The 24826-nt window shown below is 34.6% G+C and carries 32 protein-coding genes, 1 other RNA gene and 1 other annotated feature; of the genes, 29 read left to right on the forward strand and 4 right to left on the reverse strand.

Annotated elements, in window-relative coordinates:
- Window positions 1–70: 70 nt before the first annotated feature.
- The 29 genes from rplK (at window position 71) to FC45_RS04340 (ending at window position 19412) form a co-directional block, all read left to right on the forward strand.
- Window positions 71–496, forward strand: a complete 426-nt coding sequence (gene rplK / locus FC45_RS04210; protein ID WP_006585814.1) for a 50S ribosomal protein L11 — start codon at window positions 71–73, stop codon at window positions 494–496.
- 97 nt (window positions 497–593) lie between these two features.
- Complete coding sequence (gene rplA / locus FC45_RS04215) at window positions 594–1286, forward strand: 50S ribosomal protein L1 (protein WP_006585152.1); 693 nt, start codon at window positions 594–596, stop codon at window positions 1284–1286.
- Window positions 1287–1464: 178 nt separating this feature from the next.
- On the forward strand, window positions 1465–2481 hold the full coding sequence (locus FC45_RS04220) for a glycosyltransferase family 2 protein (protein WP_006585151.1): 1017 nt from the start codon (window positions 1465–1467) through the stop codon (window positions 2479–2481).
- A 97-nt stretch (window positions 2482–2578) separates the two neighbouring features.
- The gene (locus FC45_RS04225) at window positions 2579–3499 is read left to right on the forward strand and encodes an ROK family protein (RefSeq protein WP_006588711.1); all 921 of its coding nucleotides are present in this window, start codon (window positions 2579–2581) and stop codon (window positions 3497–3499) included.
- A gap of 37 nt (window positions 3500–3536) precedes the next feature.
- Window positions 3537–3661: a sequence feature (ribosomal protein L10 leader region), on the forward strand.
- 31 nt (window positions 3662–3692) lie between these two features.
- Entirely contained in the window at window positions 3693–4205 is a 513-nt protein-coding gene (gene rplJ / locus FC45_RS04230) for a 50S ribosomal protein L10 (RefSeq protein WP_006585148.1), read from the forward strand.
- 50 nt (window positions 4206–4255) lie between these two features.
- Entirely contained in the window at window positions 4256–4618 is a 363-nt protein-coding gene (gene rplL / locus FC45_RS04235) for a 50S ribosomal protein L7/L12 (RefSeq protein WP_006585147.1), read from the forward strand.
- 65 nt (window positions 4619–4683) lie between these two features.
- Entirely contained in the window at window positions 4684–5235 is a 552-nt protein-coding gene (locus tag FC45_RS04240; RefSeq protein ID WP_006585146.1) for a Panacea domain-containing protein, read from the forward strand.
- Window positions 5232–5630: a type II toxin-antitoxin system death-on-curing family toxin gene (locus FC45_RS04245; protein ID WP_006585145.1), complete on the forward strand. Its 399-nt coding sequence runs from the start codon at window positions 5232–5234 to the stop codon at window positions 5628–5630. The genes FC45_RS04240 and FC45_RS04245 overlap by 4 nt, the downstream gene beginning before the upstream one ends.
- A gap of 271 nt (window positions 5631–5901) precedes the next feature.
- Complete coding sequence (locus tag FC45_RS04250) at window positions 5902–6501, forward strand: class I SAM-dependent methyltransferase (RefSeq protein WP_057706405.1); 600 nt, start codon at window positions 5902–5904, stop codon at window positions 6499–6501.
- A gap of 10 nt (window positions 6502–6511) precedes the next feature.
- Window positions 6512–7042 carry a tRNA adenosine(34) deaminase TadA gene (tadA, locus tag FC45_RS04255; protein ID WP_006588115.1) on the forward strand — a complete coding sequence of 177 codons (531 nt, stop codon included), beginning with the start codon at window positions 6512–6514 and terminating at the stop codon, window positions 7040–7042.
- Window positions 7043–7052: 10 nt separating this feature from the next.
- Window positions 7053–7150: signal recognition particle sRNA small type (gene ffs / locus FC45_RS07685), an RNA gene on the forward strand.
- Between the two features lie 50 nt (window positions 7151–7200).
- Entirely contained in the window at window positions 7201–8982 is a 1782-nt protein-coding gene (gene dnaX, locus FC45_RS04260) for a DNA polymerase III subunit gamma/tau (protein WP_057706407.1), read from the forward strand.
- A gap of 40 nt (window positions 8983–9022) precedes the next feature.
- Window positions 9023–9352 (forward strand): YbaB/EbfC family nucleoid-associated protein, encoded by a 330-nt coding sequence (locus FC45_RS04265; protein ID WP_006585142.1) that lies wholly within the window; start codon window positions 9023–9025, stop codon window positions 9350–9352.
- The gene (gene recR, locus FC45_RS04270; RefSeq protein ID WP_006585141.1) at window positions 9352–9951 is read left to right on the forward strand and encodes a recombination mediator RecR; all 600 of its coding nucleotides are present in this window, start codon (window positions 9352–9354) and stop codon (window positions 9949–9951) included. The genes FC45_RS04265 and recR overlap by 1 nt, the downstream gene beginning before the upstream one ends.
- The gene (locus tag FC45_RS04275; RefSeq protein WP_006585140.1) at window positions 9948–10187 is read left to right on the forward strand and encodes a YaaL family protein; all 240 of its coding nucleotides are present in this window, start codon (window positions 9948–9950) and stop codon (window positions 10185–10187) included. The genes recR and FC45_RS04275 overlap by 4 nt, the downstream gene beginning before the upstream one ends.
- A gap of 90 nt (window positions 10188–10277) precedes the next feature.
- Window positions 10278–10925 carry a dTMP kinase gene (gene tmk / locus FC45_RS04280; protein WP_006585139.1) on the forward strand — a complete coding sequence of 216 codons (648 nt, stop codon included), beginning with the start codon at window positions 10278–10280 and terminating at the stop codon, window positions 10923–10925.
- Window positions 10925–11245 (forward strand): cyclic-di-AMP receptor, encoded by a 321-nt coding sequence (locus tag FC45_RS04285; protein ID WP_006585138.1) that lies wholly within the window; start codon window positions 10925–10927, stop codon window positions 11243–11245. The genes tmk and FC45_RS04285 overlap by 1 nt, the downstream gene beginning before the upstream one ends.
- A complete protein-coding gene (locus FC45_RS04290; RefSeq protein WP_006585136.1) occupies window positions 11245–12093 on the forward strand; it encodes a DNA polymerase III subunit delta in 849 nt (282 codons plus the stop codon). Before FC45_RS04285 ends, FC45_RS04290 begins: the two co-directional genes overlap by 1 nt.
- A 17-nt stretch (window positions 12094–12110) precedes the next feature.
- Window positions 12111–12467 carry a DNA replication initiation control protein YabA gene (yabA, locus tag FC45_RS04295; RefSeq protein ID WP_006585135.1) on the forward strand — a complete coding sequence of 119 codons (357 nt, stop codon included), beginning with the start codon at window positions 12111–12113 and terminating at the stop codon, window positions 12465–12467.
- Window positions 12451–13305, forward strand: a complete 855-nt coding sequence (gene rsmI / locus FC45_RS04300; RefSeq protein ID WP_006585134.1) for a 16S rRNA (cytidine(1402)-2'-O)-methyltransferase — start codon at window positions 12451–12453, stop codon at window positions 13303–13305. The genes yabA and rsmI overlap by 17 nt, the downstream gene beginning before the upstream one ends.
- A 2-nt stretch (window positions 13306–13307) precedes the next feature.
- Window positions 13308–14036 carry an acyl-[acyl-carrier-protein] thioesterase gene (locus tag FC45_RS04305; RefSeq protein ID WP_006588113.1) on the forward strand — a complete coding sequence of 243 codons (729 nt, stop codon included), beginning with the start codon at window positions 13308–13310 and terminating at the stop codon, window positions 14034–14036.
- The gene (locus FC45_RS04310) at window positions 14029–14607 is read left to right on the forward strand and encodes a folate family ECF transporter S component (RefSeq protein WP_057706409.1); all 579 of its coding nucleotides are present in this window, start codon (window positions 14029–14031) and stop codon (window positions 14605–14607) included. Before FC45_RS04305 ends, FC45_RS04310 begins: the two co-directional genes overlap by 8 nt.
- A complete protein-coding gene (locus FC45_RS04315; protein WP_006585132.1) occupies window positions 14607–15146 on the forward strand; it encodes a folate family ECF transporter S component in 540 nt (179 codons plus the stop codon). The genes FC45_RS04310 and FC45_RS04315 overlap by 1 nt, the downstream gene beginning before the upstream one ends.
- Window positions 15146–15874, forward strand: a complete 729-nt coding sequence (gene tsaB / locus FC45_RS04320; RefSeq protein WP_057706410.1) for a tRNA (adenosine(37)-N6)-threonylcarbamoyltransferase complex dimerization subunit type 1 TsaB — start codon at window positions 15146–15148, stop codon at window positions 15872–15874. Before FC45_RS04315 ends, tsaB begins: the two co-directional genes overlap by 1 nt.
- Entirely contained in the window at window positions 15858–16412 is a 555-nt protein-coding gene (rimI, locus tag FC45_RS04325) for a ribosomal protein S18-alanine N-acetyltransferase (RefSeq protein ID WP_006588715.1), read from the forward strand. The genes tsaB and rimI overlap by 17 nt, the downstream gene beginning before the upstream one ends.
- On the forward strand, window positions 16409–17455 hold the full coding sequence (gene tsaD, locus FC45_RS04330) for a tRNA (adenosine(37)-N6)-threonylcarbamoyltransferase complex transferase subunit TsaD (protein ID WP_006585126.1): 1047 nt from the start codon (window positions 16409–16411) through the stop codon (window positions 17453–17455). The genes rimI and tsaD overlap by 4 nt, the downstream gene beginning before the upstream one ends.
- 241 nt (window positions 17456–17696) lie before the next feature.
- Window positions 17697–17831 (forward strand): hypothetical protein, encoded by a 135-nt coding sequence (locus FC45_RS07690; protein WP_006588258.1) that lies wholly within the window; start codon window positions 17697–17699, stop codon window positions 17829–17831.
- A gap of 25 nt (window positions 17832–17856) precedes the next feature.
- A complete protein-coding gene (locus FC45_RS04335; protein WP_006585125.1) occupies window positions 17857–18288 on the forward strand; it encodes an Rrf2 family transcriptional regulator in 432 nt (143 codons plus the stop codon).
- A gap of 98 nt (window positions 18289–18386) precedes the next feature.
- On the forward strand, window positions 18387–19412 hold the full coding sequence (locus tag FC45_RS04340) for a S66 family peptidase (protein ID WP_006585124.1): 1026 nt from the start codon (window positions 18387–18389) through the stop codon (window positions 19410–19412).
- A 230-nt stretch (window positions 19413–19642) separates the two neighbouring features.
- On the opposite strand, the gene FC45_RS04345 is transcribed toward FC45_RS04340, so the two are convergent.
- The 4 genes from FC45_RS04345 to FC45_RS04360 form a co-directional block, all read right to left on the reverse strand.
- Window positions 19643–20968 (reverse strand): APC family permease, encoded by a 1326-nt coding sequence (locus FC45_RS04345; RefSeq protein ID WP_006585123.1) that lies wholly within the window; start codon window positions 20966–20968, stop codon window positions 19643–19645.
- A 262-nt stretch (window positions 20969–21230) separates the two neighbouring features.
- Complete coding sequence (locus FC45_RS04350; protein WP_006588717.1) at window positions 21231–22358, reverse strand: glycosyl hydrolase family 8; 1128 nt, start codon at window positions 22356–22358, stop codon at window positions 21231–21233.
- 10 nt (window positions 22359–22368) lie between these two features.
- Window positions 22369–23685 carry a glycosyltransferase family 2 protein gene (locus FC45_RS04355; protein ID WP_057706412.1) on the reverse strand — a complete coding sequence of 439 codons (1317 nt, stop codon included), beginning with the start codon at window positions 23683–23685 and terminating at the stop codon, window positions 22369–22371.
- Window positions 23686–23825: 140 nt separating this feature from the next.
- Entirely contained in the window at window positions 23826–24695 is an 870-nt protein-coding gene (locus FC45_RS04360; RefSeq protein WP_006585120.1) for a hypothetical protein, read from the reverse strand.
- Between the last annotated feature and the right edge of the window lie 131 nt (window positions 24696–24826).

Consider the following 24826-nt stretch of genomic DNA (forward strand, 5'->3'; position numbering starts at 1 on the left):
ATTATTGTGGGAGGAAGACTAGGTAAGTCTTCCATTTTAACCGCATCACGGAATCAAGGAGGTTTTGACCGTGGCAAAGAAAGTTATTAATGTTGTTAAATTACAAATCCCAGCTGGTGCAGCAACACCTGCTCCTCCAGTTGGTCCTGCATTGGGTCAAGCCGGCATTAACATTGTTGGTTTTACTAAGGACTTCAATGCAAGAACTGCAGACCAAAAGGGTATGATTATCCCTGTAGTTATTACTGTATATGAAGATCGTTCATTCGAATTCATTACTAAGACTCCACCTGCAGCTGTATTATTGAAGAAGGCAGCTAAGGTTGAAAAGGGTTCTGGCGAACCTAACACTAAGAAGGTTGCTAAGGTAACCAAGGCTCAAGTTAAGGAAATCGCTGAAACCAAGATGCAAGACCTAAACGCAGCTGATGTTGAAGCAGCAATGCGCATGGTTGAAGGTACTGCTAGAAGCATGGGCTTCGAAGTAGAAGACTAAAGCTTACTAGGAACGTCGGATCGTTAATTAAAGTTAACGAATCAAGTGGGAGAGCTAAGAGGGCTCGTTTGACCACATTTGCAAGGAGGAATTTCGCATGCCAAAGCATGGTAAACAATATTTAGAAGCTGCTAAGAAAGTTGAAAGAAACAAGTTTTACTCAGTAGCTGAAGCAATGAAGCTTGTTAAGGAAACTTCATACGCAAAGTTTGACGCAACTGTTGAAGTTGCTTTCAACCTTTCAGTTGACCCTAAGCAAGCAGATCAACAAATTCGTGGTGCCTTAGTTTTACCTAATGGTACTGGTAAGACCCAAAAGGTTATCGTTTTCGCTGAAGGTCCTCAAGCTGAACAAGCTAAGGAAGCTGGTGCAGACGAAGTTGGTTCTGACGAATTAGTTGAAAAAGTTCAAAACGGTTACTTAGACTTTGATGTTGTTATTGCAACACCAATGATGATGGCTAAGGTAGGTCGTCTTGGTCGTGTCTTGGGTCCTAAGGGCTTAATGCCAAACCCTAAGACTGGTACTGTTACTATGGACGTTAAGAAGGCTGTAGAAAATGTTAAGGCTGGTCAAGTTGAATACCGCGTTGATAAGCAAGGTTTAATCCACGCACCTATCGGTAAGGTTTCATTTGAAGATGAAAAGTTAGCTGAAAACTTTAATGCTTTAAGAGATGTTATTTTACATGCTCGTCCAGCAAGTGCTAAGGGTCAATACGTTAAGAGCGTAGCCGTAAGTGCAACTTTCGGCCCTGGTATCCACCTCGACCCATTGAACATGAACTAATAAAGTTTAAAAATAAAGAAAAGGGAATCGCTAATGCAATTCCCTTTTTATTTGATTTAAAAGTGATACCGCTTACAAGTAAAACGCTCATAATTAGCAATTGTTAAGGGAGAATTTACAAGTTATAATAAATTCACTGATATAAATTTTTAATAATCAATGAGAAGAGATTAGACTATTGAAAAAAATTTTGAGTATTATCGTACCTTGTTATAATTCTGAAGATTATCTAGAAAAATGTGTAAATTCTTTAGTAGCTATTCAAAATGACGTTGAAATTATTTTGATTGATGATGGTTCTAAAGATAAGACACCTGAGTTAATTGATCAATTTGCTCAAAAATATCCAAAGCAAATTATCCCAATTCACCAAGCTAATGCTGGTCATGGTGGAGCTTTAAATACTGGCTTTTCAGTTGCTAGTGGTGAATATATTAAGGTGGTTGATAGTGATGATTGGGTTGACTATGGAGCTTATTTAGAAATCGTCACCTTCTTGAAGCATTTGATTCAGAAAAAGCAATCAGTGGATTTATTAATTAGTAATTACGTTTATGATAAAGTAGGTGCCAAGCATAAAAAGGTAGTTCATTTTCCACATTTGCCAAAGAATAAATTCTTTGGTTGGGATGATGTGAAACTTTATTTAGGACAATATTTAATGATGCACTCATTAATTTATCGTAGAGAGGTAATTACTAAAAGAGCTCACTTGCAATTACCAACTCATGTTTCATATGATGACAATATTTATGTCTTTGAGCCTTTACGCCACGTTAGAAAAATGTATTATTTAGATGTCGATTTTTATCATTATTTCATTGGACGAGAAGATCAATCAGTTAATGAAAATGTAATGTTAAAAAAGATAGACCAACAATTACTAATTAATAAACGGATGATCAAATTCTTTGCGGAACATATCGATCCTAATACTTCATTAGGAAGATATATGAAGTTCTATTTAGAAATAATTACAGCAGTATCATCTATTATATTAATTCGTGGAAAAAAGCCTGAATATATTGAAAAGAAAGATGCTCTTTGGCAATATATAAAAATAAAAAATACCAAGTTATATTATTCCTTAAAGAGACGGCCACTTGGAATTTGTATGAATTTGCCAACAAAATTAGGAAATAAGATAGCCTCTGGATTTTATGTTGTGGCCCATTTAGTATATGGATTTAATTAATGCGTATTTGGCCTATATATCAAGATAATGGTAAAATAATAATAAGTTAACATCTCGCTAGTCGGGGTGTTTTTTTATGGAATAGTGAGGAAATAATATGAAACAGTATTTAGTTTTTGATATTGGTGGAACTAACTTAAAATACGCATTGTTAGATAACGCCGGAAATATTATTGAAAAAAACAAGAAACCAACTGTTAAGTCTGGTTTAAATGATTTTTTAAAAGAAATGTATGAAATTGCAGATCAATATAATGGCAATTTCAAAGGAATTGCCATTTCATGCCCTGGAAAAATTGATGTAGATAATAAGATTATCCATTTTGGTGGTAGCTTGCCATTTTTAGATGGTGCCAATATTCAAAAATTATTCGGTGACAAATACGGTGTACCTGTTGGTGTCGAAAATGATGGTAAGGCTGCAGCACTTGCAGAAATGTGGCTAGGTGCTTTAAAGGATGTCGTTAGCGGTGAAATGCTCACTTTAGGTTCTGAAGTTGGCGGTGGAATAGTTGTCGGTGGCCAATTAATTCACGGCGCCCACTTCCAAGCAGGCGAACTTAGCTTTATGCGGTATGACATGAATTGCGCTGATTGGAGCGGTTTTACTGGCCAAAAAGGTTCAGCAGTTAATATGATTAAGCGCGTAAATGAAGCTTTAGGTAATAGTAATTTAGAAGATGGACAAAAGGCTTTTGAAGCAATTAATGCTGGTAATACACAAGCTGTTCAGATTTTTGAAGAATATTGTGCCGATGTCGCTAATATCATTTTATCTGTTCAAGCTGTAGTTGATGGTGAACGAGTTGTTATTGCTGGTGGTATTAGTGCCCAAGACATTGTCATTGAAACAATTAAGAAGCAATATCAAGCTTTAGCTAATAAGTTTTATCGCGTTAAGAATGAATTAACTATGCCTGAAATTGTTCGTGCCAAGTTTGAAAATGATGCTAATATTTATGGTGCATTATATGCATTACTTTTAGATATTAATGGACAAAGTGAAGAAGCGAAATAATATTATTTCTTGACTTTCATCCTGTAACTTGGTATATTATTCAAAGTAAATTCTACCTAAGACTCGGGTGACGAATAGTCGTCTCAATACCCCGCCGAGGCCAGAAGATAATGTTGAGTTCAAGCTCCATGTCTCTTGGCATGGAGTTTTTAAGGCCTTATAGAATTTATAAAATCTCATGGAGGTGAACCAATTGAGTAAAGCTGCTATTGCTGCAAAGGAAAAGTTAGTTGATGCGTTTGCTGAAGAACTTAAGGCTGCCAAAGCTATCTTGGTAATTGACTACTTAGGTCTTACTGTTGATGAAGTTACTAACATGCGTAAGGAACTTCGTGAAAACGATGTTAAGATGAAAGTTATCAAGAACACTTACTTAAGACGTGCTGCAAAGAAGGCTGGTATCGAAGGTTTAGAAGATACTTTCGTAGGCCCAACTGCTGTTATCTACACTGATAACGCTGATGACGTTACTGAACCAGCTAGAATCGTTTCTAAGTATGAAGATGACTTTGATGTAATTAACATCAAGGGTGGTATGCTTGAAGGCAAGCTTACTTCAAAAGAAGAAATCAAAGAACTTGCTTCTATCCCAGGTCGCGAAGGCTTGTTATCAATGCTTGTTTCTGTATTGCAAGCTCCTGTACGTGACTTTGCATACGCTGTTAAGGCTGTTGCTGAATCAAAGGATGAAGATTCAGCTGAATAATTATTGTAATTGTATTTAATTTTAATATCTAAATTTCGGAGGATATTTAAATGGCTTTAGATACTGAAAAGATTATTGAAGAATTAAAGGGTGCTACTATCCTTGAATTAAACGACTTAGTAAAAGCTATCGAAGACGAATTTGACGTTACTGCTGCTGCACCAGTTGCTGCTGCAGGTGCTGCTGCAGGTGCTGCTGCAAAGACTGAATTCGATGTTGAATTGACTGAAGCAGGTCAAGAAAAGGTTAAGGTTATCAAGGCAGTTCGTGAAATCACTGGTCTTGGCCTTAAGGATTCTAAGGACCTCGTTGATGGCGCACCTAAGGTTATTAAGGAAGGCGTTTCAGAAGACGAAGCTAACGACATCAAGGCTAAGCTTGAAGAAGTTGGCGCAACTGTTACTGTTAAATAATTTCGCCTTTTAACAAAAAGAAGACAATCTACTTTGAGTAGGTTGTCTTTTTNGGGGGCTTTTGAATGTATAATGTTTTTAAAGTAGTTAATTGGTTTCGCTTAAAAAATGTAGAAGAATTGGTTAGTGAAGATGTAAATGCTGAACCATTAACTCAAATGAAGGTAATGAAATTACTTTATTATGCACAAGCAACCTTTTTAGTGAAATATGGCCAAAGATTATTTGATAGTGATATTTTAGCTTGGAAATTTGGGCCAGTAGTTGCAGAAGTTCATGACAAATATCGTGGAAGAAGAATTATTGTTGAATCAATTTCTTATGAAGCATATCAAGACTTCAGTACTTTGGAATCAGATAAAAGAGCCTCTCAAGTTTTGAATGCAGTTTATATAGCTTTTGGCTCATATTCTGCTTCTACTCTGATGAAAAAAACACATACAGAAATGCCTTGGAAGTCTACTTCTCAGGGAGCTAAAATTGAAGATGATAAAATGAAAGAATTTTATAAAGAAACTGGGCTTGATACTGAAATATCAGAAAAATATGATCATGTTATTATGAGAAAACTTTATGAAGAAAATAGAGAAGCAATGGATATTTTAAAATATAAATGATATATCTGAGTAGTAAGCAAATAATAGAAATGAATAAGCTTGTCCTAGCTGAAGCAGATGAAAAATTTCAAGGGATTCAGTATGAAGATGGATTGTCCATTATCGAAGAGCAACCGCAGGCTATTTATTTTGGGCAGGAATTATATCCCTCAATATGGGAAAAAGCAGCATTTATAATGCAAAAAATCACTAAAAAGCATATTTTTGGTGACGGAAACAAGAGAACTGCATTATTAGCTACAGTTTTTTTCTTGTATGAAAATGGTTATAAGTGGCAAAGAAGCCAAAAAGATAAAGCAGATCTTGTTTTAATGGTTACTAAATTAGATGATTCAAAAGAAGCTATGAATTTTTTAGCCGATGTATTAAGTAAAGAGTGTATAGCTATTAATTAATTTGAGTCAGCATTCAGCTGGCTTTTTATTTTTTGATTTTTAGCTATATATTCTTGCAATTAAATATATAACTACAATAGAATAGAAAAACAACAATTATAAAATCGGCCTAATCTTTCACAGCCATATGGGGTTGCGTTTGTAGACAACTTGGTTGTGTTAAGTTAAATTATAATTTCGCCTTTTAACAAAAATAAGACAATCTACTTTGAGTAGGTTGTCTTTTGTTTACTGTTTTTTGCTATAATCTTTACTAGAAATGAGGATAGATATGGCAGAACAATATTTTACTGAAAATCCAAATGCTAAACATGATTTAAAAATTGTTGATTATCATCTTGATGGTATTGATTTTAAATTAACTACTGATGCTGGCGTTTTTTCAAAAAAACGGGTTGATTATGGTAGTGGTGTCTTAATCCGAAATATGCTGGCAGAAAGTCCAGTCTCTGGCAATATTTTAGATGTGGGATGTGGCTACGGCCCGATTGGTCTTTTCGCTGCTAAGAAGTGGCCAGAGCGGCAAGTCGACATGGTTGATGTTAATGAACGGGCAATGGATTTAGCTCGAAAAAATGCTGAAGTCAATGGTGTGACTAATGCAAATATTTTTGCTTCAAGTGTGTATGAAAATGTGGATAAGCAGTATGCGATGATTTTAACTAATCCGCCAATTAGAGCTGGTAAGAGTGTGGTTAGCGAAATTTTAGCTAAAAGTGCAGAACACTTGGTAGCTGGTGGAGAATTGCTAGTTGTAATCCAGAAAAAGCAAGGTGCACCTAGTGCAAAGAAGCTAATGGAAACCACTTTTGGTAACTGCGAAATTCTTGAAAGAGATAAGGGTTACTACATTTTAAGGAGCGTAAAATAAAGGACAAACCATGTTTTCCAGTGAAGAAAAAAAGCATTATATGGAATTAGCTTTTGCTGAAGCTGAAAAGGCTGAAGCACAAGATGAAGTGCCAATTGGAGCAATTGTAGTTGCCCCTGATGGACAAGTTATCGGCAGAGGCTATAATCGACGAGAACTAGATAATATTGCGACTCACCATGCAGAAATCTTAGCTATCAATGAGGCGTGCAAAAATCTAAATTCATGGCGGTTAATTGACTGTAGTCTATTCGTAACGCTAGAGCCTTGTGCAATGTGTGCCGGTGCAATAATTAATGCTCGCCTAAAAGAAGTGTTTTACGGTGCACCGGATCATAAGGCTGGCGCAAGTGGTAGCGTTGTGGATTTATTTGCTGTTGAAAAGTTTAATCATCATCCACAAGTAATTAGAGGACTTTATAGCGAAAAGGCAAGTAACATGTTGACCAATTTTTTCAGAGCAATTAGAGCTAAGCAAAAAGAAAAAAAGTTAAAAGCTAAAACGAAAGAAAACGATGCAAGCCCTAGCCAAATCGACTAAAATACGTTATTATATTTATCGGGCAATGTTTGTTTTCTGAATCGTGTCAGGACCGGAAGGTAGCAGCACTAAGGAAATTCAGGCATGTGCCTTTTATTAGATAATTAACAAGCTCCTAGCAGCACTAGCTAGGAGTTTTTTTACTAAGGAGAAAACTAATGGCTTATCAAGCGCTATACCGTAAATGGCGGCCTAGGACATTCGATAGTGTAGTTGGACAAGAAGCTATTACTGATACTCTGAAAAACGCTATTATTCGAAATAAAGTTTCACATGCTTTTTTATTTGCTGGTCCTAGAGGTACTGGTAAAACCTCTTGTGCAAAAATTTTTGCTAAGGCCTTGAACTGTCTTAATTTGCAAGATGGTGAACCATGTAATGAATGTGAAAACTGTAAAGCAGCAGATTCTGGGGCAATGCCAGATATTATTGAAATAGATGCAGCTTCTAATAATGGTGTTGACGAGATTCGTGAAATTCGCGATAAAGTAAAGTATGCTCCAACCCAAGGAAAATATAAGGTTTATATCATTGACGAAGTTCACATGCTTTCAATCGGTGCTTTCAATGCCTTGCTTAAGACTTTGGAAGAGCCACCTGAACATGTTGTATTTATTTTGGCAACTACGGAATTGCAGAAAGTTCCGGCCACAATTATTTCGCGAACTCAGCGTTACAACTTTAAGCGTATTAGCAAGCAAAATTTAGTTGATCGTATGAAATTTATTCTTGAGCAAGAGAATATTCCATATGAAGATTCAGCTTTGCAAGTAATTGCACAAGTGGCTGATGGGGGGATGAGAGATTCTTTAAGTATCCTCGATCAATTACTTAGTTTTGAAAAAGAAAAAGTTGAATATAAAGATGCTTTAAATATTACAGGGTATGCAGCTCGCGAGACTACTGAGCAACTATTTTTGAATTTGCTGAATCAAAAGGTCAGTGAATCATTAGACTTAAGTCATAAACTTTTACAAGATGGTGCAACTGCTAAAAATTTGCTTTCTGAATTAATTAGTTTGGCCACAGAAACTATGTTGGTACTCAAAGCAAACAAAGATAGCGAGTTTTTGACCAAAGATTTTACTAATCAAATTACAACTGTTCCAGAAAAGCGATATTTCCAGCTGATTACGGCAGCTAACGAAGCGCTTAATGATTTGCGATTTACTAATCAAGAGGAAATACCTCTAGATGTATTTTTAGTAAAAGTAGCTAATCCAATTGAAGAATCTGGGGAAGAGAAAGCAGATTCGCATAATGCTGAAATAAATCCTGCTATTAATCAAGAATTATCAGACTTGAAGGCACAAGTAGTGGCTTTAGCCAAGAAAGTTAGTCAAACAAATGGCTTTGCTTCAAGCAACCAAGTATTTAAAATTGATGATGCCAAAAAGAAAAACGAATCACCTAAAGCCAGTGAGTCACAGGCTAAGCCAAAACCTAAACGTAAAAAGCCAGTTAATTCAGAATTAAATCGCCAAGCTGTTTATGCTGTTTTGGAAAAGGCAACGAAAAAAGATTTGGAAGATGTACGTAATGTCTGGCCAGACTTACAATCCGTTTTGGGGGTTTCAGAACAAGCCTTATTAAAAGTTTTAGAACCAGTTGCTGCTAGTCACAATCGAGTAGTAATGAAATGCAAATACGCCTTTTGGTTTGAGAGAACGAGTGAAAATACTAATTTAATGGCAACCTTGAATTCAGAATTAGCTAAATTCTTGAAGCACGATTCTGAAATTGTATTAGTTCCAGATGCAGACTGGCTCCAAGTCAGAAAGGATTTCCTTGCTAAGCATAAAGATGAAATCCTAGCTCGTCAAAAACAAGGAAATGCCGAAATTGAAGTTGATCAGCATCAAGAAGATGACCAAGAAAAGCAAGTAATTGATAAGGCAAAAGAAATTTTTGGCTCTGACAATATTAATGTAAAAGATTAAAATAGATAATAAGAATAAAAGAAATAGAGAGGTATTTATAATGGCAAGAAGACCTAATTTTGGTGGTATGGGCGGTATGAATATGCAACAAATGATGAAACAAGCTAAGAAGTTGCAAGCTCAAATGCAAGAAGAACAAGCTAATATTACTGCACAAGAATTTGTTGGAAAATCAGCAGATGATATTGTGACAGCTACTTTTTCAGGTGATAGACGTTTAAAGGATATTCAAATTAAACCTGAAGCAATTGATCCTGAAGATCCAGATATGTTGCAAGATTTGATTATTGATGCTGTTAATAAGGGCTTAACTCAAATTGATGAAGCAACACAAGCTGGTTTAGGCAAGTATACTAAGGGGCTATTTTAATGCAATACCCATTACCAATTGCGCGATTAATTGAAAGTTACATGAAGTTACCCGGAATTGGTGAAAAAACTGCAACCAGATTAGCATTTTATACATTGGACATGCCGGAAGATGATGTTGAACAATTTTCTCAAGCTTTAAAAGATGTTAAGACACTTTTACATCAATGTTCAATTTGTGGAAATATTACTGAAACAGATCCTTGTCAAATATGTCGTGATAGTAATCGAGATCACAGTACCGTTATGGTAGTTGAACAACCAAAAGATGTCATGGCCTTTGAAGAAATGGGAGAATATGATGGCATGTATCATGTGCTACATGGCGTTTTATCACCAATGGAAGGAATCGGACCAGAAGATATCAATATTAAAAGTCTAATAACCCGTCTTCAAAAAGATGATGATATCAAAGAAATCATTATTGCATTAAATTCAACTCCTGAAGGAGAATCTACTGCAATGTATATTGCAAAACTTTTGAAGCCAGCAGGTCTAAAAGTTACTAGATTAGCTTCGGGCCTTGCAGTAGGAACAGATATTGAATACGCAAATTCGATTACTTTAAAGCGAGCTGTTCAAGGGAGAATCAACTTATGATTTTTGGAAAAAAGACGCAAGTAAAAGAAATAGGAGATCAACATTTGATGGTAACTATTTCGAAATTGCAAAGACAGTTGTTGAATGAACAAGAGCTTGATCCGACAACGGTTGATTATTCAGAAGATAACATTATGACTAGTAAAATTTTAAAAGCTAAGTATAGTTTTTTGTACAGTGTGGCAAGACAAAGACACACAAAATCTAGTATCACTAATAATGCAATTACACAATAAATTGAGTCCCCTTTGGGGACTTTTTTTATTTCAAGTCTATTAATAACAAGCTTTTTCAAGTAAAATCAATTATTGGAGGAATTTTTATTAATGGCAGGTTATTTTATTACATTTGAAGGCCCAGATGGAGCGGGCAAAACTACTGTTTTAGAAAAATTAATTGAAAAAATAAAAGAGCAAGTTACTTGTGAAATTTTAGTAACGCGAGAACCTGGTGGTTCTAAAATTGCAGAGGCAATTAGAGAAATTATTTTAGATCCTGAAAATACAGAAATGGATGATAGAACGGAAGCCTTATTATATGCAGCAGCTAGAAGTCAGCATATGGCTGAAGTTGTTTTTCCAGCATTAGAGGCAGGAAAATTGGTTTTCTCTGATCGTTTTGTAGATTCATCATTAGCATATCAAGGAATGGGAAGAAATTTAGGAATTGATAAAGTAGCAGAGATTAATCAGTTTGCTACAGATGGATTAAATCCTGATTTGACCTTATTTTTAGATATTAAACCTGAAGATGGATTGGCTCGAATTGCCAAGGTTCGTCCAGATAAAGAAGATCGTCTTGAAAAAGAAAAATTATCTTTCCACAAAAAGGTTTATACTGGTTATCAAGAAATAGTAAAGAAATATCCAGAAAGAATTAAAGTTGTGGATGCTAGTCAAGATGTTGATTATGTAGTTGCTGATTGTTTAACTATTTTAAAGCAGCAATTACCAGACTTATTTGAGGTAAAATAATGAAACTTATTTATGCAATTGTTCAAAATAAAGATGCTGGTCGTCTTTCTAAGAAATTTAATGAAAATAACGTTCGTGCAACTAAGTTAGCATCAACTGGTGGCTTTTTAAGTGAAGGTAATACTACTTTTATTATCGGAACTGAAGACGAAAAGGTAGATTCTGTTTTAGAACTTATTAAAGATTGTTCACAAAAGCGCAAAGAATTTGTTAATCCAGTTGTTAATAGTCATGCAGGTGAATTTACTCAACCTCTTGAAATTACAGTTGGTGGAGCAATTGTCTTTGTAACCCCAGTTGATGAGTTTAAGCGATTCTAATGATTGATTTAAAGCAAGCCGCACCCAAGCAAATTAGTTTTTTAAAAACTGCTTTTGAACAAGATAAGTTGGCTCATGCCTATTTATTTGTGGATAGTTTAACGCAAAGAGCTCTAGCAACTGCTTATTGGCTAGCCTGTCTAGTTAACTGCACGGGAACTAAGCGTCCTGACGGCACTTGTATTAACTGTGAAAGAGTTTTGTCTGGTAACCATCCTGATGTATTTTTAGTAAAACCAGAGGGAAAACAATCGCTTTCAATTGATCAAATTAGACCTTTGAAAGAGGAACTAGCAAAAAGTCCAGTTGAAGGTAATAGACGCTTTTTCTTTATTGAAAATGCTCAAACGCTTACTATGCCAGCAGCTAATGCATTACTTAATTTGTTAGAAGAACCGGTAGCACCAGTTACGACGATTTTACTTACAAATAATGCTCAACAAATTTTGCCAACAGTTCGTTCACGGACCCAAATTATAGAGTTTAATGATTTGGCTCAAGCAAATTCTAAAAGCCAGGATTTACTTTTATATGGCTTTAGTCAAGAAGATTTGGAGAATTTGGGTGAAACGGCAGAGCTTGATAAGGCCGTTAAGTATTTTTACCAAGAATTATTGGAAAATAATGATTTAGCAGTTGTTAGTGCCCATAAATTGGCTGGGATGATGAAAAATAAGGTGCAAGAAGATTATGTTTTTTATCTTTTAAAAAAGTTTTGCCTAGATGGTATTAAGCAGCAACAATTGCTTGGTAATCAGGCTTTGTTAGGGAGATTATTAGATTGTGACAAAATGAAGTTTAGTAATGTGAGTTTCCTAAATAGACTTGATTATTTGGCACTTAGTTAAAGAAGTAGGTGAGTGAAGTGGATCCATATTCAGAATTAAGACAAGTTCGACAAAACCTTGAAGCAATGTCGAAAATGGTTGCAGGATTAGAGAATGATATTCTTGATACTTTAAAAGAAAATACTGAATTAAAGATGGAAAATCAGCTTTTGAGAGAAAAGCTTGATAAATTAACTGCTGAAAAAGCAGGTAAAGAAGTTAAAAGTCAAAGTGGCTTGGCTTCCCTACGCAAAATTTATGAATCTGGTTATCATATATGCAATATGTATTATGGAACTCACCGTGATCCTAGTTCAGATTGTATGTTTTGTTTAGATATATTGGATAACTTTGAACATAAGGGAAAAGGAGTAGGTCATGCAAGTACAAAGTAGCTTTAAAGAAGACAAGGGAAAGTTGTACCTAGTACCAACTCCAATTGGAAATCTTGAAGATATAACTTTACGTGCTAAAAGGATTTTGCAAGAAGCTGATTATATTGCTGCTGAAGATACCAGAACTAGTGGAATTATGCTAGATAAGATTGGAATTCACAACAAAATGGTAGCTTTCCATAAATTTAATTCAAAGCAAAAGGCTCCCGAATTAGTTCAAATGATGAAAGAAGGAACTGTAATTGCTGAAATAAGCGATGCAGGAATGCCAGTGATTTCTGATCCAGGTTACATTTTGGTTCAAGAATGTATAAAGGCAGATATACCTGTTGTTCCACTTCCTGGACCTTCTGCTTTTGCAACTGCATTAATTGCATCTGGTTTTGATGCACAACCTTTTACTTATTATGGTTTTTTACCAAGAAAGGCTAGTGAACAAAAGCCTTATTTTGAAGCAATGAATCAGGCCCATGCAACGTCGATTTTTTATGAAGCACCACATCGCTTAACTAAGACTTTAACTACTCTTGCATCTGTTTTAGATGATAATCGTCAGATTGTTTGTGCAAGAGAACTCACCAAAATTCATGAAGAATTTATCCGTGGTAGTATAAAAGAAGTTTTGGCTCATTTCGAACAAGTAGATCCAAGAGGAGAATTTGTTGTACTTATTTCACCGAATACTGATGAAACGCCAAAAGTTTCAATGGATGAATTAGTGAAGCGAGTAGATCAGTTAGTTGCTACCGGAACAAGCAAAAAAGATGCCATAAAACAAGTAGCCAAGCAAAATGGCGTTTCTAAGAATGATTTATACGATTTCTATCATCAAGGATAACTATGAAATATCAAGAAGACTATCAAATTCAATATGCAGATTGTGATGAAACAGGCCATGTTAAGTTACAAGCCTTGATTGATATTTTTATGCATGTTTCAAATCGCCAGCTTGAAAATTCTCAAGCTGGTTCTAAAGAAATGGCGATGAAAAATCAGGGCTGGGTTGTAACGCAATATCATATGGAGTTTAAAAGACTTCCAGTTGTTGCTGAACATGTACAGGTTGTAACTAATCCAGTTGGTTATAATCGTTTTTTTGAATATCGTGATTTTGCATTAATAGCAGATAATGAAGAAATCATAAAAGTACAGAGTCAGTGGGTTATTTTAGATTTAGAAAAAAGACGAATCGTTCCAGCTGATTCGGAAATGATGGCTCGCTTTGGTTCCCCATTATTGAAAAAGAATCCCCAAATGCGCCGGCTAAAAAAGCAAGAGTATTATCAACAAACCAGGCAATATCGGGTGCGATATGATGATTTAGATTTAAACCATCATATGACCAATTCGCATTATTTTTCATGGATGGAAGATATGCTTGAACGCAAATTTTTAAATACTCATGAGCCAGAAATGGTTGATATTAAATTTGATAAAGAAGTATTATATGGCCAAGAAGTTACGTCAAGTTTAATTATTAATGAACAAACAAGTTACCACTTAATTAGTCAGGGTGATCAAGTGGCAACAATTGCAGAAATTACGTGGAAAAAGAGGAACAATGAATAAATATAAAGATAACTTTTTCAAATTATCTCTTCAAAATTTATTATTATTGGGTTTGGTTATTGCAATTAAACTTTGTTTATCAAGTGTTGCAATTGGACCAGCTTTTTTTAAGATTGGCTTAGCCTTTTTAGGAAGTGTAGCATTAGGTTACTTATTTGGGCCAGTTTGGGGTGGCTTAGGTGGTCTGGTGTCGAGTCTTTTACACTTGATAATTTTTGGAGATAAAGCAAATGTCTTATTAGGAACAATGCTGTCAGCAATTTTAGTACCTATGATATATGGCTTTTTCTTTTATAATAAAGAAGTTAAGATTTGGCGAGTAGTTATGGGGCATTTGACGGTCACGATTTTAATTAATATTATGCTTAATAACTACCTCTTTTCGTTAGTTTCAGGCGTTTCGCTTCAAGTGGCATTCATTCAGAGATTACCTAAAGAAGTGATTTTGCCATGGGGACAAATGATATTAATGTATTTTGTATTAAAAGGACTGGTTCCTATAAGACAGCGTATGATTTCTTATGAAAAAAGTAAAAATAGAATTCAAGAAATGGAAGGAGAGACTAATTAATGAAAAAGTTTTTCTTTAAGCTAAGTTTACAAGAATTGATATTCTTGGCATTAGTTATTGCAATAAAGATTATTTTAAGTCGGTTCTCTTTTGGTCCTACATATGTAAAAGTAGGTTTAGGTTTTATTGGTAGTGTTGCCTTAGGATACTTCTTTGGTCCAATTTGGGGTGCTGTAGGTGGTGGTATTAGTGATTTAGCTAGTTCAGCACTTTTTGGAAATGAAGGTGGCTTTTTCATTGGCTTTACTTTAACAGCAATGCTAGGACCAATGATTTATGGATTTTTTTTCTATCGAAAACCGATTAAAATTTGGCGAATTATTGTTGCTAGTTTATTAGTTACAATTTTTGTTAATGTATTATTGAATACAGTTTGGCTACATTTTATTTATAAAATGTCGTTTACAGCAGCCTTAACAGCCAGATTATTAAAAGAAGTAATTGTTCCTTGGATACAAATGATTATTATTTTCTTCGTTTTAAATGGCTTACAACGAGTAAATGCGCGTAGGGAGAAATTAGAAAAGAGTAGAATGTAATGAAAATTTTGAGTGTTTCAACTGCTACCAATTTTTTAACTATTAGTCTTAATGAAGATGAAAAAGTTATCAAGCAAGTAGAAGAAAAAGATCAAAGAAATCATAGTGAACATCTTGATCCAATGATTGATAAGCTTCTCAAAGATTGCAATCTTTCTTTGAAGCAAATTGATCGTTTGGCAGTTGCAATTGGTCCTGGTTCTTATACTGGGCTTAGAATTGGAATTACTACTATGAAGATGTTTGCTAGCATTTTAAATAAAGAAATAGTAGGAATTTCCACATTACAAGCTCTTGCTGCTAATAAGCAAGCTGCTGATAGCTTAACTTTAGCTTGTTTAGATGCTAGAAATAATAATTTCTTTGCCGGTGCTTATGTGAATGGTGAGGCGGTAATTGCAGATGGCCATTATAGTTTTGAAGCGCTACTAGAAGAACTAAAAAAAGTTTTAGCTGAAAAAAACATTCAGAAATTAATTATTTTGGGTTCAGGGATGGAGAAGCATGAAGACTTGCTAAATAGCCTTCCTTGTGACATTATTTGGGGTAATGAAGAAGAAAATCTGGTTCATGCTAGTCAGATTGCTAAATTAGCATTGACCAGTGAAGTTATTGATGCAGATCAACTTGTACCACGCTATTTAAGACGGACCCAAGCTGAAATGGATTGGCACAAGAAGACTGGTAAACCATTTGAACCAGATAGTAATTATGTTGAAGAAGTTTAGGCATTTTTTTAAAGAAGAACCCGAAGTTAATTTGAATTTTACGCCTTATGTGACGACTCTTGCAGGGCGAACTATGCAAGTTATGCAAGCAAGTGAAGTGAATATACCTGATTTATTAGAATTAGAAAAAAAGGTATATCAAGGTAAGCAGCCCTGGTCTTCATTTTCATTTGCTAGTGAATTACGTAAAAAACATAATTCTTTATATTTAGTTATTTATGATAAGGCTCAACTAGTTGGATTTATTGGAGGAAGATTCATTCCTTGTGAAGGACATATTACTAACATAGCTGTTGATCCAACATATCAAGGTCAAGGAATTGGACATTATTTGATAAATTTAATAGTTGAAATTGCTAGAAAAAACGGAGCAAGGCAAGTTAGTCTTGAAGTAAGAGCTGATAATGAACTTGCACAAAAAATTTATAAAGGTTTAGGCTTTGAAGCTCAATTTATTCGGGCAGGATATTACCAAGATGATCATATGGATGCAATAAATATGGTCTTACATCTTAAAGGGAAAGAAGATACAAAGTGACTGATAAAAAGGATATTAGAATATTAGCTTATGAAAGTTCATGTGATGAAACTTCAACAGCGGTTATCAAAAATGGTCGTGAAATTGAAAGTTTAGTTGTTGCAACACAAATAAAGTCCCATCAACGTTTTGGTGGTGTAGTTCCAGAAGTAGCATCACGACACCATATTGAAGTAATCACTCAAATTACTAAGGAAGCATTAGGTGAAGCTAAAGTCACTTGGGATGATATAGATGCAATTGCAGTGACTTATGGTCCAGGATTAGTTGGTGCTCTTTTAATAGGAGTTAGTGCAGCAAAGGCTGCAAGTATGGCAACTGGAATTCCTTTAATAGGTGTCGATCACATTATGGGGCATATCATGGCTGCGCAACTTGAAGATGAAATAGAGTATCCAGCCTTAGCTTTACAAGTTTCAGGTGGTCATACTGAACTAGTTTTAATGCATGATCCAATTCATTTCGAAATTATTGGAGATACACGTGATGATGCCGCTGGAGAAGCATATGATAAGATTGGCCGGGTTTTAGGAGTAAATTATCCTGCTGGTAAAACTATTGATGCTTGGGCACATCAAGGTCATGATACCTTTAACTTCCCTAGAGCAATGCTTGAAGATGATGATTATGATTTTTCATTTTCAGGACTAAAGAGTGCCTTTATTAATACATGCCATCACGCAGATCAAATTGGAGAAAAGCTTGATAAATATGATTTAGCTGCAAGTTTTCAAGCTGCAGTTGTTGACGTTTTAAGCCATAAAACAATTCGGGCAATTAAAGAATTTAAGCCTAAGACTTTTGTTTTAGGTGGAGGTGTTGCAGCTAATAAGGGATTGCGTGAACGTTTAGAAATGGAAATTGCTAAGCTAGACGATAAGCCTAATGTAATAATTCCACCGATGAAGTTGTGTGGGGATAATGCCGCGATGATTGGTGCAGCAGCCTATAACTTGTATAAGGCAGGTAAGTTTAGTGGATTAGATTTAAATGCTGATCCATCACTTGAATTACCATATGCTGATGCTATTTTGGATAGATAAAGAAAAGTAGTTCTTAAATGAACTACTTTTTTGTGCATAAGGTGTTGATAATAAATTAAATGCATTATAATAAAACATGTAAATAATAAACTTACAGCGTTAAGCGAAAGTGGAGTTGATAATTATATGAAGTATTCAGTTACTGCAGCAATTGGAAATTTAGGGCAAAGAATTAACAATTAAACAATTTAATCATGATGAATATGTACAATGTCTTGAAAGTACTGGAGTAAGTACAGAAATGGCAACTTTATTTGCATCATTTGATGAACCAATTGATGATGGCTCACTTGATGTAAATAGTAATGTAGTTGAAACTTTAGACCATCCACTTTTACCTTTAGAAGATGCGATTAAGGAAGTAATTGCACGTTAAAAATTAACAAGTTAGAATAAGTAACATGAAGTATTCGTATAAATTCAGTGATGCTATTCACTTACTCAGCTATTTAGAAATATTTAAAAACGAAGATTTATCTAGTAGAGCAATTGCTGCTAGTATAGAGTCCAATCCAAGTATTATTAGGCAGTTAATGTCAGACTTGCGTAGTGCGGTCTTGATTGAAACTAGACAGGGTAAAGCAAGTGCAAGATTAATTAGAAAACCTAGCGATATAACTTTATTTGATATTTATATGGCAATAGATATAGATCATGAATTACTTCATGTTGATCCAAAGACTAATCTCAATTGTTCGGTTGGTCGGAATGTTCAAACAAGTCTAGTTGGTTTTTATGAAGAAATTCAGAATAGTGCTTTTGAACAGATGAAGAAAATAACTCTGCAGGATGTTATTAGTGATCTTTTAGCAAGAGATACATCCATTAATTAAAAACCACTCAGTTTTATTACTGGGTGGTTTTTAATTGCGATTAAAGTTAGTAATGCTATAATATCTAGTAATTTAAATTACTTTGTGAGGTGTCAACTATGAAAGTCAATAAAATAGCAATCGTTAGCCTATCAAGTGGTATTTTAGGCGAAGATGCAGTAGCTCATGAGAGAGAATTAGGTATAAAAAGACTCAAAGATTTAGGCCTAGAAGTAGAGTTTATGCCCAATAGTTTGAAAGGACTAGCATATATCAAGAATCATCCTGAAAAACGTGCTGAAGATTTATTGGCGGCCTTTAAAGATTACTCAGTTGACATGATTTTATGTGCAATTGGTGGGGATGATACTTATAGACTTTTGCCATATTTATTTGAGCATGATGAATTAAAGCAAGTTGCTAAACAAAAAATATTTTTAGGTTTCTCTGATACTACTAAGAATCATTTCATGCTTAATAATCTGGGAATAAAGACTTTTTATGGCCAAGCATTTTTAACTGATATCTGTGAATTAGATAAGAAGATGTTGCCATATAGTCAGGCGTATTTTGAAGAGTTAATTAAGACTGGAACGATTAAGGAAATCCACCCAAGTGATGTTTGGTATGAAGAAAGAAAAGATTTTAGTAAGAAAGCTGTTGGAACTCCAAGAATTAGTCATAAGAATAATGGCTTTGAGTTATTAAGAGGGCCCAAGCAATTTAGTGGTGAAATTTTGGGTGGCTGCATTGAATCAATCTATGATTTCTTTGACAATTCACGCTATGAAGATACTATTTCGCTAACGCAAAAATATCATTTATTCCCTAGTCTTGATGAATGGCAAGGTAAAATTTTACTCTTAGAGTCAAGTGAAACTAAGTCTGCACCAGAAAAATATCGTCAGATGGTTCGCGCTTTAGCGGACTATGGTATTTTTGATGTGGTAAGTGGTGTTTTAGTTGGCCAACCGCAAGACAAAGCATATTATGAAGAATACAAGCAGATTTTGCTTGAAGAAATTCAAAATGCCGACTTGCCGATTGTTTATAATCTAAATGTTGGTCACAGTACTCCACACTGCATTGTCCCTTTTGGCGTCAAAGCTGAAGTAGATATAACTCAAGAAGTAATTAAATTTTAGTTGTGCCATTCACAATAAAAAGTGGTACATTTAAGTTAACCTAGTTTTAGGTATTACTACAATCGAAAAGAGGAAACTACTATGAGTAAGTATGTTGTAGAACTAAACGCAGAAGATTTACAAATGCTGAAGGACTGCCATTCAAAGAACCCTTCAATTATGAAATCATTAAACGAAGCTAAAGAAGATTAGTTAAATAAAAAAGCACCGTTAGGTGCTTTTTCTTTTACTTAAACTTTTGAATTGTAGTATTTTTTGACGAGGTAAAAAATTGGCAAACCTAGAGCAATAAAACCTAAGAATAAAATCACACCGTGAAAGTCATTGATGATTTCGCAAACTGCAACAAAAATTCCACCAGCAATGGCAATGATTGGAACTAGCGGATAAAGAGGAGTTGAGAAGGGACGTTTATTATTTTGTTTTCTTAAAATGAAAATACCAAAAAATGCTAGAATGTAGAAGCAATAAATTGAAAAGACACATAAATCAGACAAGCGATTTGGATCAAAAAATAACATCATGATAAAAGCTAATGCTGAAACGAAAACTGTAGCAGCTATTGGTGCTTTACCTTTGGGACTAAGGTAGGATAAGCTTTTGGAAAAGGGGATGTCTTTTCGCTTGGCCATAGCAAAGACAATTCGAGGAAAAGTTAACACTTTCCCATTAAGTGTACCAAGCATTGAAATGATAATACCAGCTGCTATAATTTTGCCACCAAGAGGACCGAAAGCTTTAGCAGTCATATATGCTGGAGCATTTTCACCTAAGTGGTGAATTAGGTTAGCAGGTAAGAAACGTAAAATTCCAATCGTAATTAAAGTATAAATAACTAAAACAGTACTAATTCCCAAAATTATTGCCTTTGGTAGCAATTTTTGAGGATTTTTCATTTCGCCACCTAAATTAGCAATTAGAATCCAGCCATCATATGCAAATAAAGTAGCTAAGATGGCAACACCGAAATTGCTAGTTGATTGACTAACCTCAGTTACTGTTTGACTTAAGGCATTTTGATTTCCCCAGAAAAGGCCGAAAATGATAATAGCTGCTATCGGAATCAATTTTCCAAGAGTGGTTACAACTGAAAAAGTAGCACTAATTTTATTTTCAAAGAGATTCATAAGTGCAATTAAAATGACACTGCCAATCGCCAAGGGAATACGCCAATTAGAACTAAGACCGAAAAAGTTTGCCATCAAAATACTCATAAAGCCAGAAACTGAAGCAATTATTGCCGGACCATAAATTATAATCTGCATCCAGCCAGCTAAAAATCCAGCCATTCTGCCATAGATGTTTTCAATATAAATATAAAGGCCACCGGTGTATGGCATCTGGGCACCAATTTCAGCAATTGTTAAACCGCTTGTTAAAGTGGTAATACCACCTAAAATCCAAGCTAAAATTGCTAAAGCAGATGAACCGGCACTGTCTAAAACAGATGCTTGTTTGAAGAAAATTCCTGAACCAATAATCGTTCCGATAACAATTGAAAGAGCTGAGGTAAAACCTAATGAACGTTTTAAGTTTTCGTTTGGCTGCTGCTTCATCTTGATTACTCCATTCTTTTGTAAATAAAAACCGACTCTTTTATTGTAAGTAAAAAATAACTTAGTGGTTAAAAGAGTCGGCATTTTATTAGCTTAATTTTTTGAATACCAAAATCACTCAACCACAAGTAAAGTTGAAGTTGAGGAAGAGGAGTTATTAAATTTTGAAATACTAAATTGTAACATTTTATCTCCTCCTGGTATCAATTACTTAAGATTACCACAGTTAAAAATGTGGTTGCAAGCAAATATATTTTAAGATTTAGCGGTCAACTGCTACTAATGTAGTTAAAGTGGCGCCATAGTAATCATCTTGAGGCAAGGGCTTACTGTAGATGTATTGTTGGCTGACAAATAAGTTATCAAAGCCTTGCCCACGAAAGTGATTAACTCCATAAAAAATAGGAGCGCTGAAGCTTGGAGATTGATTCTTAACTAGTGTTTTACCGGTTAATTTATAACCACCATAGACAATATTTTGCTTAGCAAAATATTTTAACATTCGGCGCTCAATTAATCTTGATTTAGCATCATGCCCTTTGGCAAGAATCCAAGGTAAGCGACAGGCATTGTAGGCATAATAACCATCATTTTTGCCAGCGATTGTTTTGGGAGCAACAGCCTTAACTGACTTTTTGCTTGCCCAAGCAAAATCTGGAATTAAGCCGGTCTTATGTTGATTAGATAACTGGACTAATTTAGTTAACATTGCATTCTTAACTTGACACCATTTATCATTCTTAGTTGTCTTAGCTAAATTCGTAAAAATAAATGGTAATACATCAGAAGTTCGAAATAAGTTTGCATAATTAGAATCTAATCTGACCCAATCCCCAGTTGTTAAAAGACCCGTCTTAGGATTATATTCATAACGCAAAATATCATTTGCAAGTTTAATTTCTAAATTGCGATAATACTTCGCCTTTTTCGGCCAAATTCGAGAAGCAGTATCTAAAGCTGTAGCAATATATAAATCACCATCGGTAGCACTATTATATTCACTAATCCAGTGATGGTGTCGATAATATTGTTTCCATTGCATCAAGCTAACCCTTTGCGTATGTTTGTCGTCAACATAATCTTGATGAGCTAAGTAATAATTTAATAGCTTATCAAAGTCAGCTTCTTTAGCCCAGCCTAACTTGGCAGCTTTAGTAGTAATAATCAAGCCAAAACCTTGCGCTTCAGATAAGGCTATTGGATTTTTTCTAGATCCTGCATTAACAAAGGTCTGATTATGACCCTTATTGACTAAATATTCCTTTTTCCATTCTTGGTAAGTTTTTAGCTGGACTTGTTTAGGATTATTAATTCTAATTAAGAAAAAGACGGCAATATAGCCGAAAACTATTAGCAGAAAAAATACTCCAATAAGTTTATTCTTCATCATATTCCTCCACTTAATTGTTAAAGCGACGTGTCTTAACCCAGACAGTTTTATTTCGATGGAATAAGCTGTCTAAAGTAACAGAAATTACGGCATGAACTGAAACAATAATAAATAACTGGGAATAGGTGAAATAAGATGCAAGTCCTAACCAGATTTGACTAGTAGTAGCCTGGCCATATTGCGTAGCCATTGCGGTTGTGATTTGAAGTAAGTAAAGGATAATCATGAATAACCAATTTAATAGTAGTAATTGGGTGATTAAAATATTACTTTCACCGAAGGTAAATGGCATCTGAATTGCAGGATTAAACAGGCGAGCTAGCCAAGCAATCACATTAGATAGAAAAATTAAGTCTGACAAAATAATTGCCGCATTGAACCAAAAGAAGGTACATGCATAATAAAAAGTTTCTAATTTAACACGCCAATTAGAACGGTCAAATAAATGGATGAAGTTGCCGATTACTACTTGATAGTTTCCCTTTGCCCAGCGTAAACGCTGAAAGTAATAGTCACGTGAGCGTTCAGGCTCTTGTTGAAAAGCTTCAGAATTATAGGCTAGTGCAATTAATTTACCAGATTGCATAATTTTAAATGAAATATCAGTATCTTCAGTTAATGCGCCATTACGCCAGCCACCAATTTCTTTAACAAAATCACGTTGGATAATGAAATTGGTCCCAGGAATTCGGCCGATTTTAAACATGTGCCATATACCACAGTGCTGAATTCGTTGAGTAACAACAATTTCCTGATTTATACAGCGAGTTAAGAAATTTTGAGCTGCATTTCTAGTTTTATTTCGTCCAAAGACGGCAACATATTTATCTGGATTTTCAAGTACCTTTTTTACTAAAAAATATAGTGCGTTTTTTTCTGGTATCGCATCAGCATCATAAATTGCTAAATATTCTCCATGAGCGATTTTTAAGGCATCATTTAAAACACCAGCTTTACCACCATTTCCAGTTCTTTCGATAACTTTAATATGTGCAGGCTTATTATTAGAATCTGAATTTGCAATTACTCTCTGCATAATTTGGGCAGTTTGATCGGTACAATTATCTGCATATAATAAAAGCTCTATTTTTTCATTAGGATAGTTTAAATTAAGCAAGGCTTTAGTAGTTTGAGCAATAACTAATTCTTCATTATGGGCAGGGACAATTATGCTAATTGTTGGATATCTAGAAAGCTTAGTAACTTTTATCAGTATTTTAGAATACTTAAGCCAAAAACTACAAGCCCCAATAAGTGTAACAATGGTCATAATAGCTGATAGCCAGATTGAAATTAAAGTTGTAGATAGAAAAAATTTACTTATCATAGTTGCTCTCCTTGGTGTTTTTAGTTCGATATAAGAAAGATTGTTCTATTCGAAAATAAATAAGCCAATAACAAACCGTTAAAAGTAAAATTGCTATTGCAAATACCAGCGTGATTGCAACTGCTAAATCAAAGAAGAGGTTAATCACATGATTCAACTCCTTTTAAGTATTCAATTACTAAATCAGTTTCCATCTCACGAGTTAAGTAACGTAAGGCGTCATTTAATTCCATGTAGTCATAGACATTCTTGCGGTTAATATGTAGGCTAGCCCACTTATACTGAGGTAGAGCTTGAAATGAGGAAAGCTTTTTTAGGGAGGCTTGGGTTTGAGCATTTTTGTAAGTTAGCGTTTCTTGATCTAAAGCGTAGGAAATTATTAAGAATGTTTCGTTACCTAGGTAATAAATCTGTTCAGATGGGAAGCGTAAATCTTTTAGAATTTTAGAAATTGAATGTAAGGTTTCTTTATATTCTTCTTCATGAAATTGCCTAAATTGCTTGCTATGTACCCATTGAATCATGTTAAGATCAATTCTTAATTTAGCTTTTTCTTCATTAATAATGAAACGTACTTCTTTGTGATATAAGTGCGTAGCATCGTATTTGGATTTGAGTTTAACTACTGGATTGTAATGTGCAATATAATTGTTGATATCAGTGCGATTACGGTCAATCCAGCCCCAAGCACCAATTATTTGTTTTGCAAGAGCAGTTAAGGAAGCTATTATTGGAAACGTTGATAACAGTAATAGTTTTTGAAAAGTGGGCATAACAACATATCCTAGTAGTAGGCTAGCAGAGCCAATTGTTGTTAAGAATATGATTAGCCAAGTTAATGCAATCTGGGGAATAATGCAACCAGCTAAAACACCTAAACTGATAATTACTGTTATAGAATTAAAAATTAAAGAGGATGTTTGACCAGCTAGCCACATTAGGAGGACACATGCCAAAATAATAAATGATAGCGTCAATAATCCCCAATCAACTAAATGTCGACGAAACATAAGTATTCTCCTTTTGTTTTAGTCAGTAAAATTAACTGATTTTATGTAACATAGAGTTAATTAACTACCGTATGAAATATAACATATATCTACGCCTTAAATAGTTAATAAAATATGAAAATTCGCCTAAT

The organism is Lactobacillus jensenii DSM 20557 (assembly GCF_001436455.1).
Lineage (GTDB): Bacteria > Bacillota > Bacilli > Lactobacillales > Lactobacillaceae > Lactobacillus > Lactobacillus jensenii.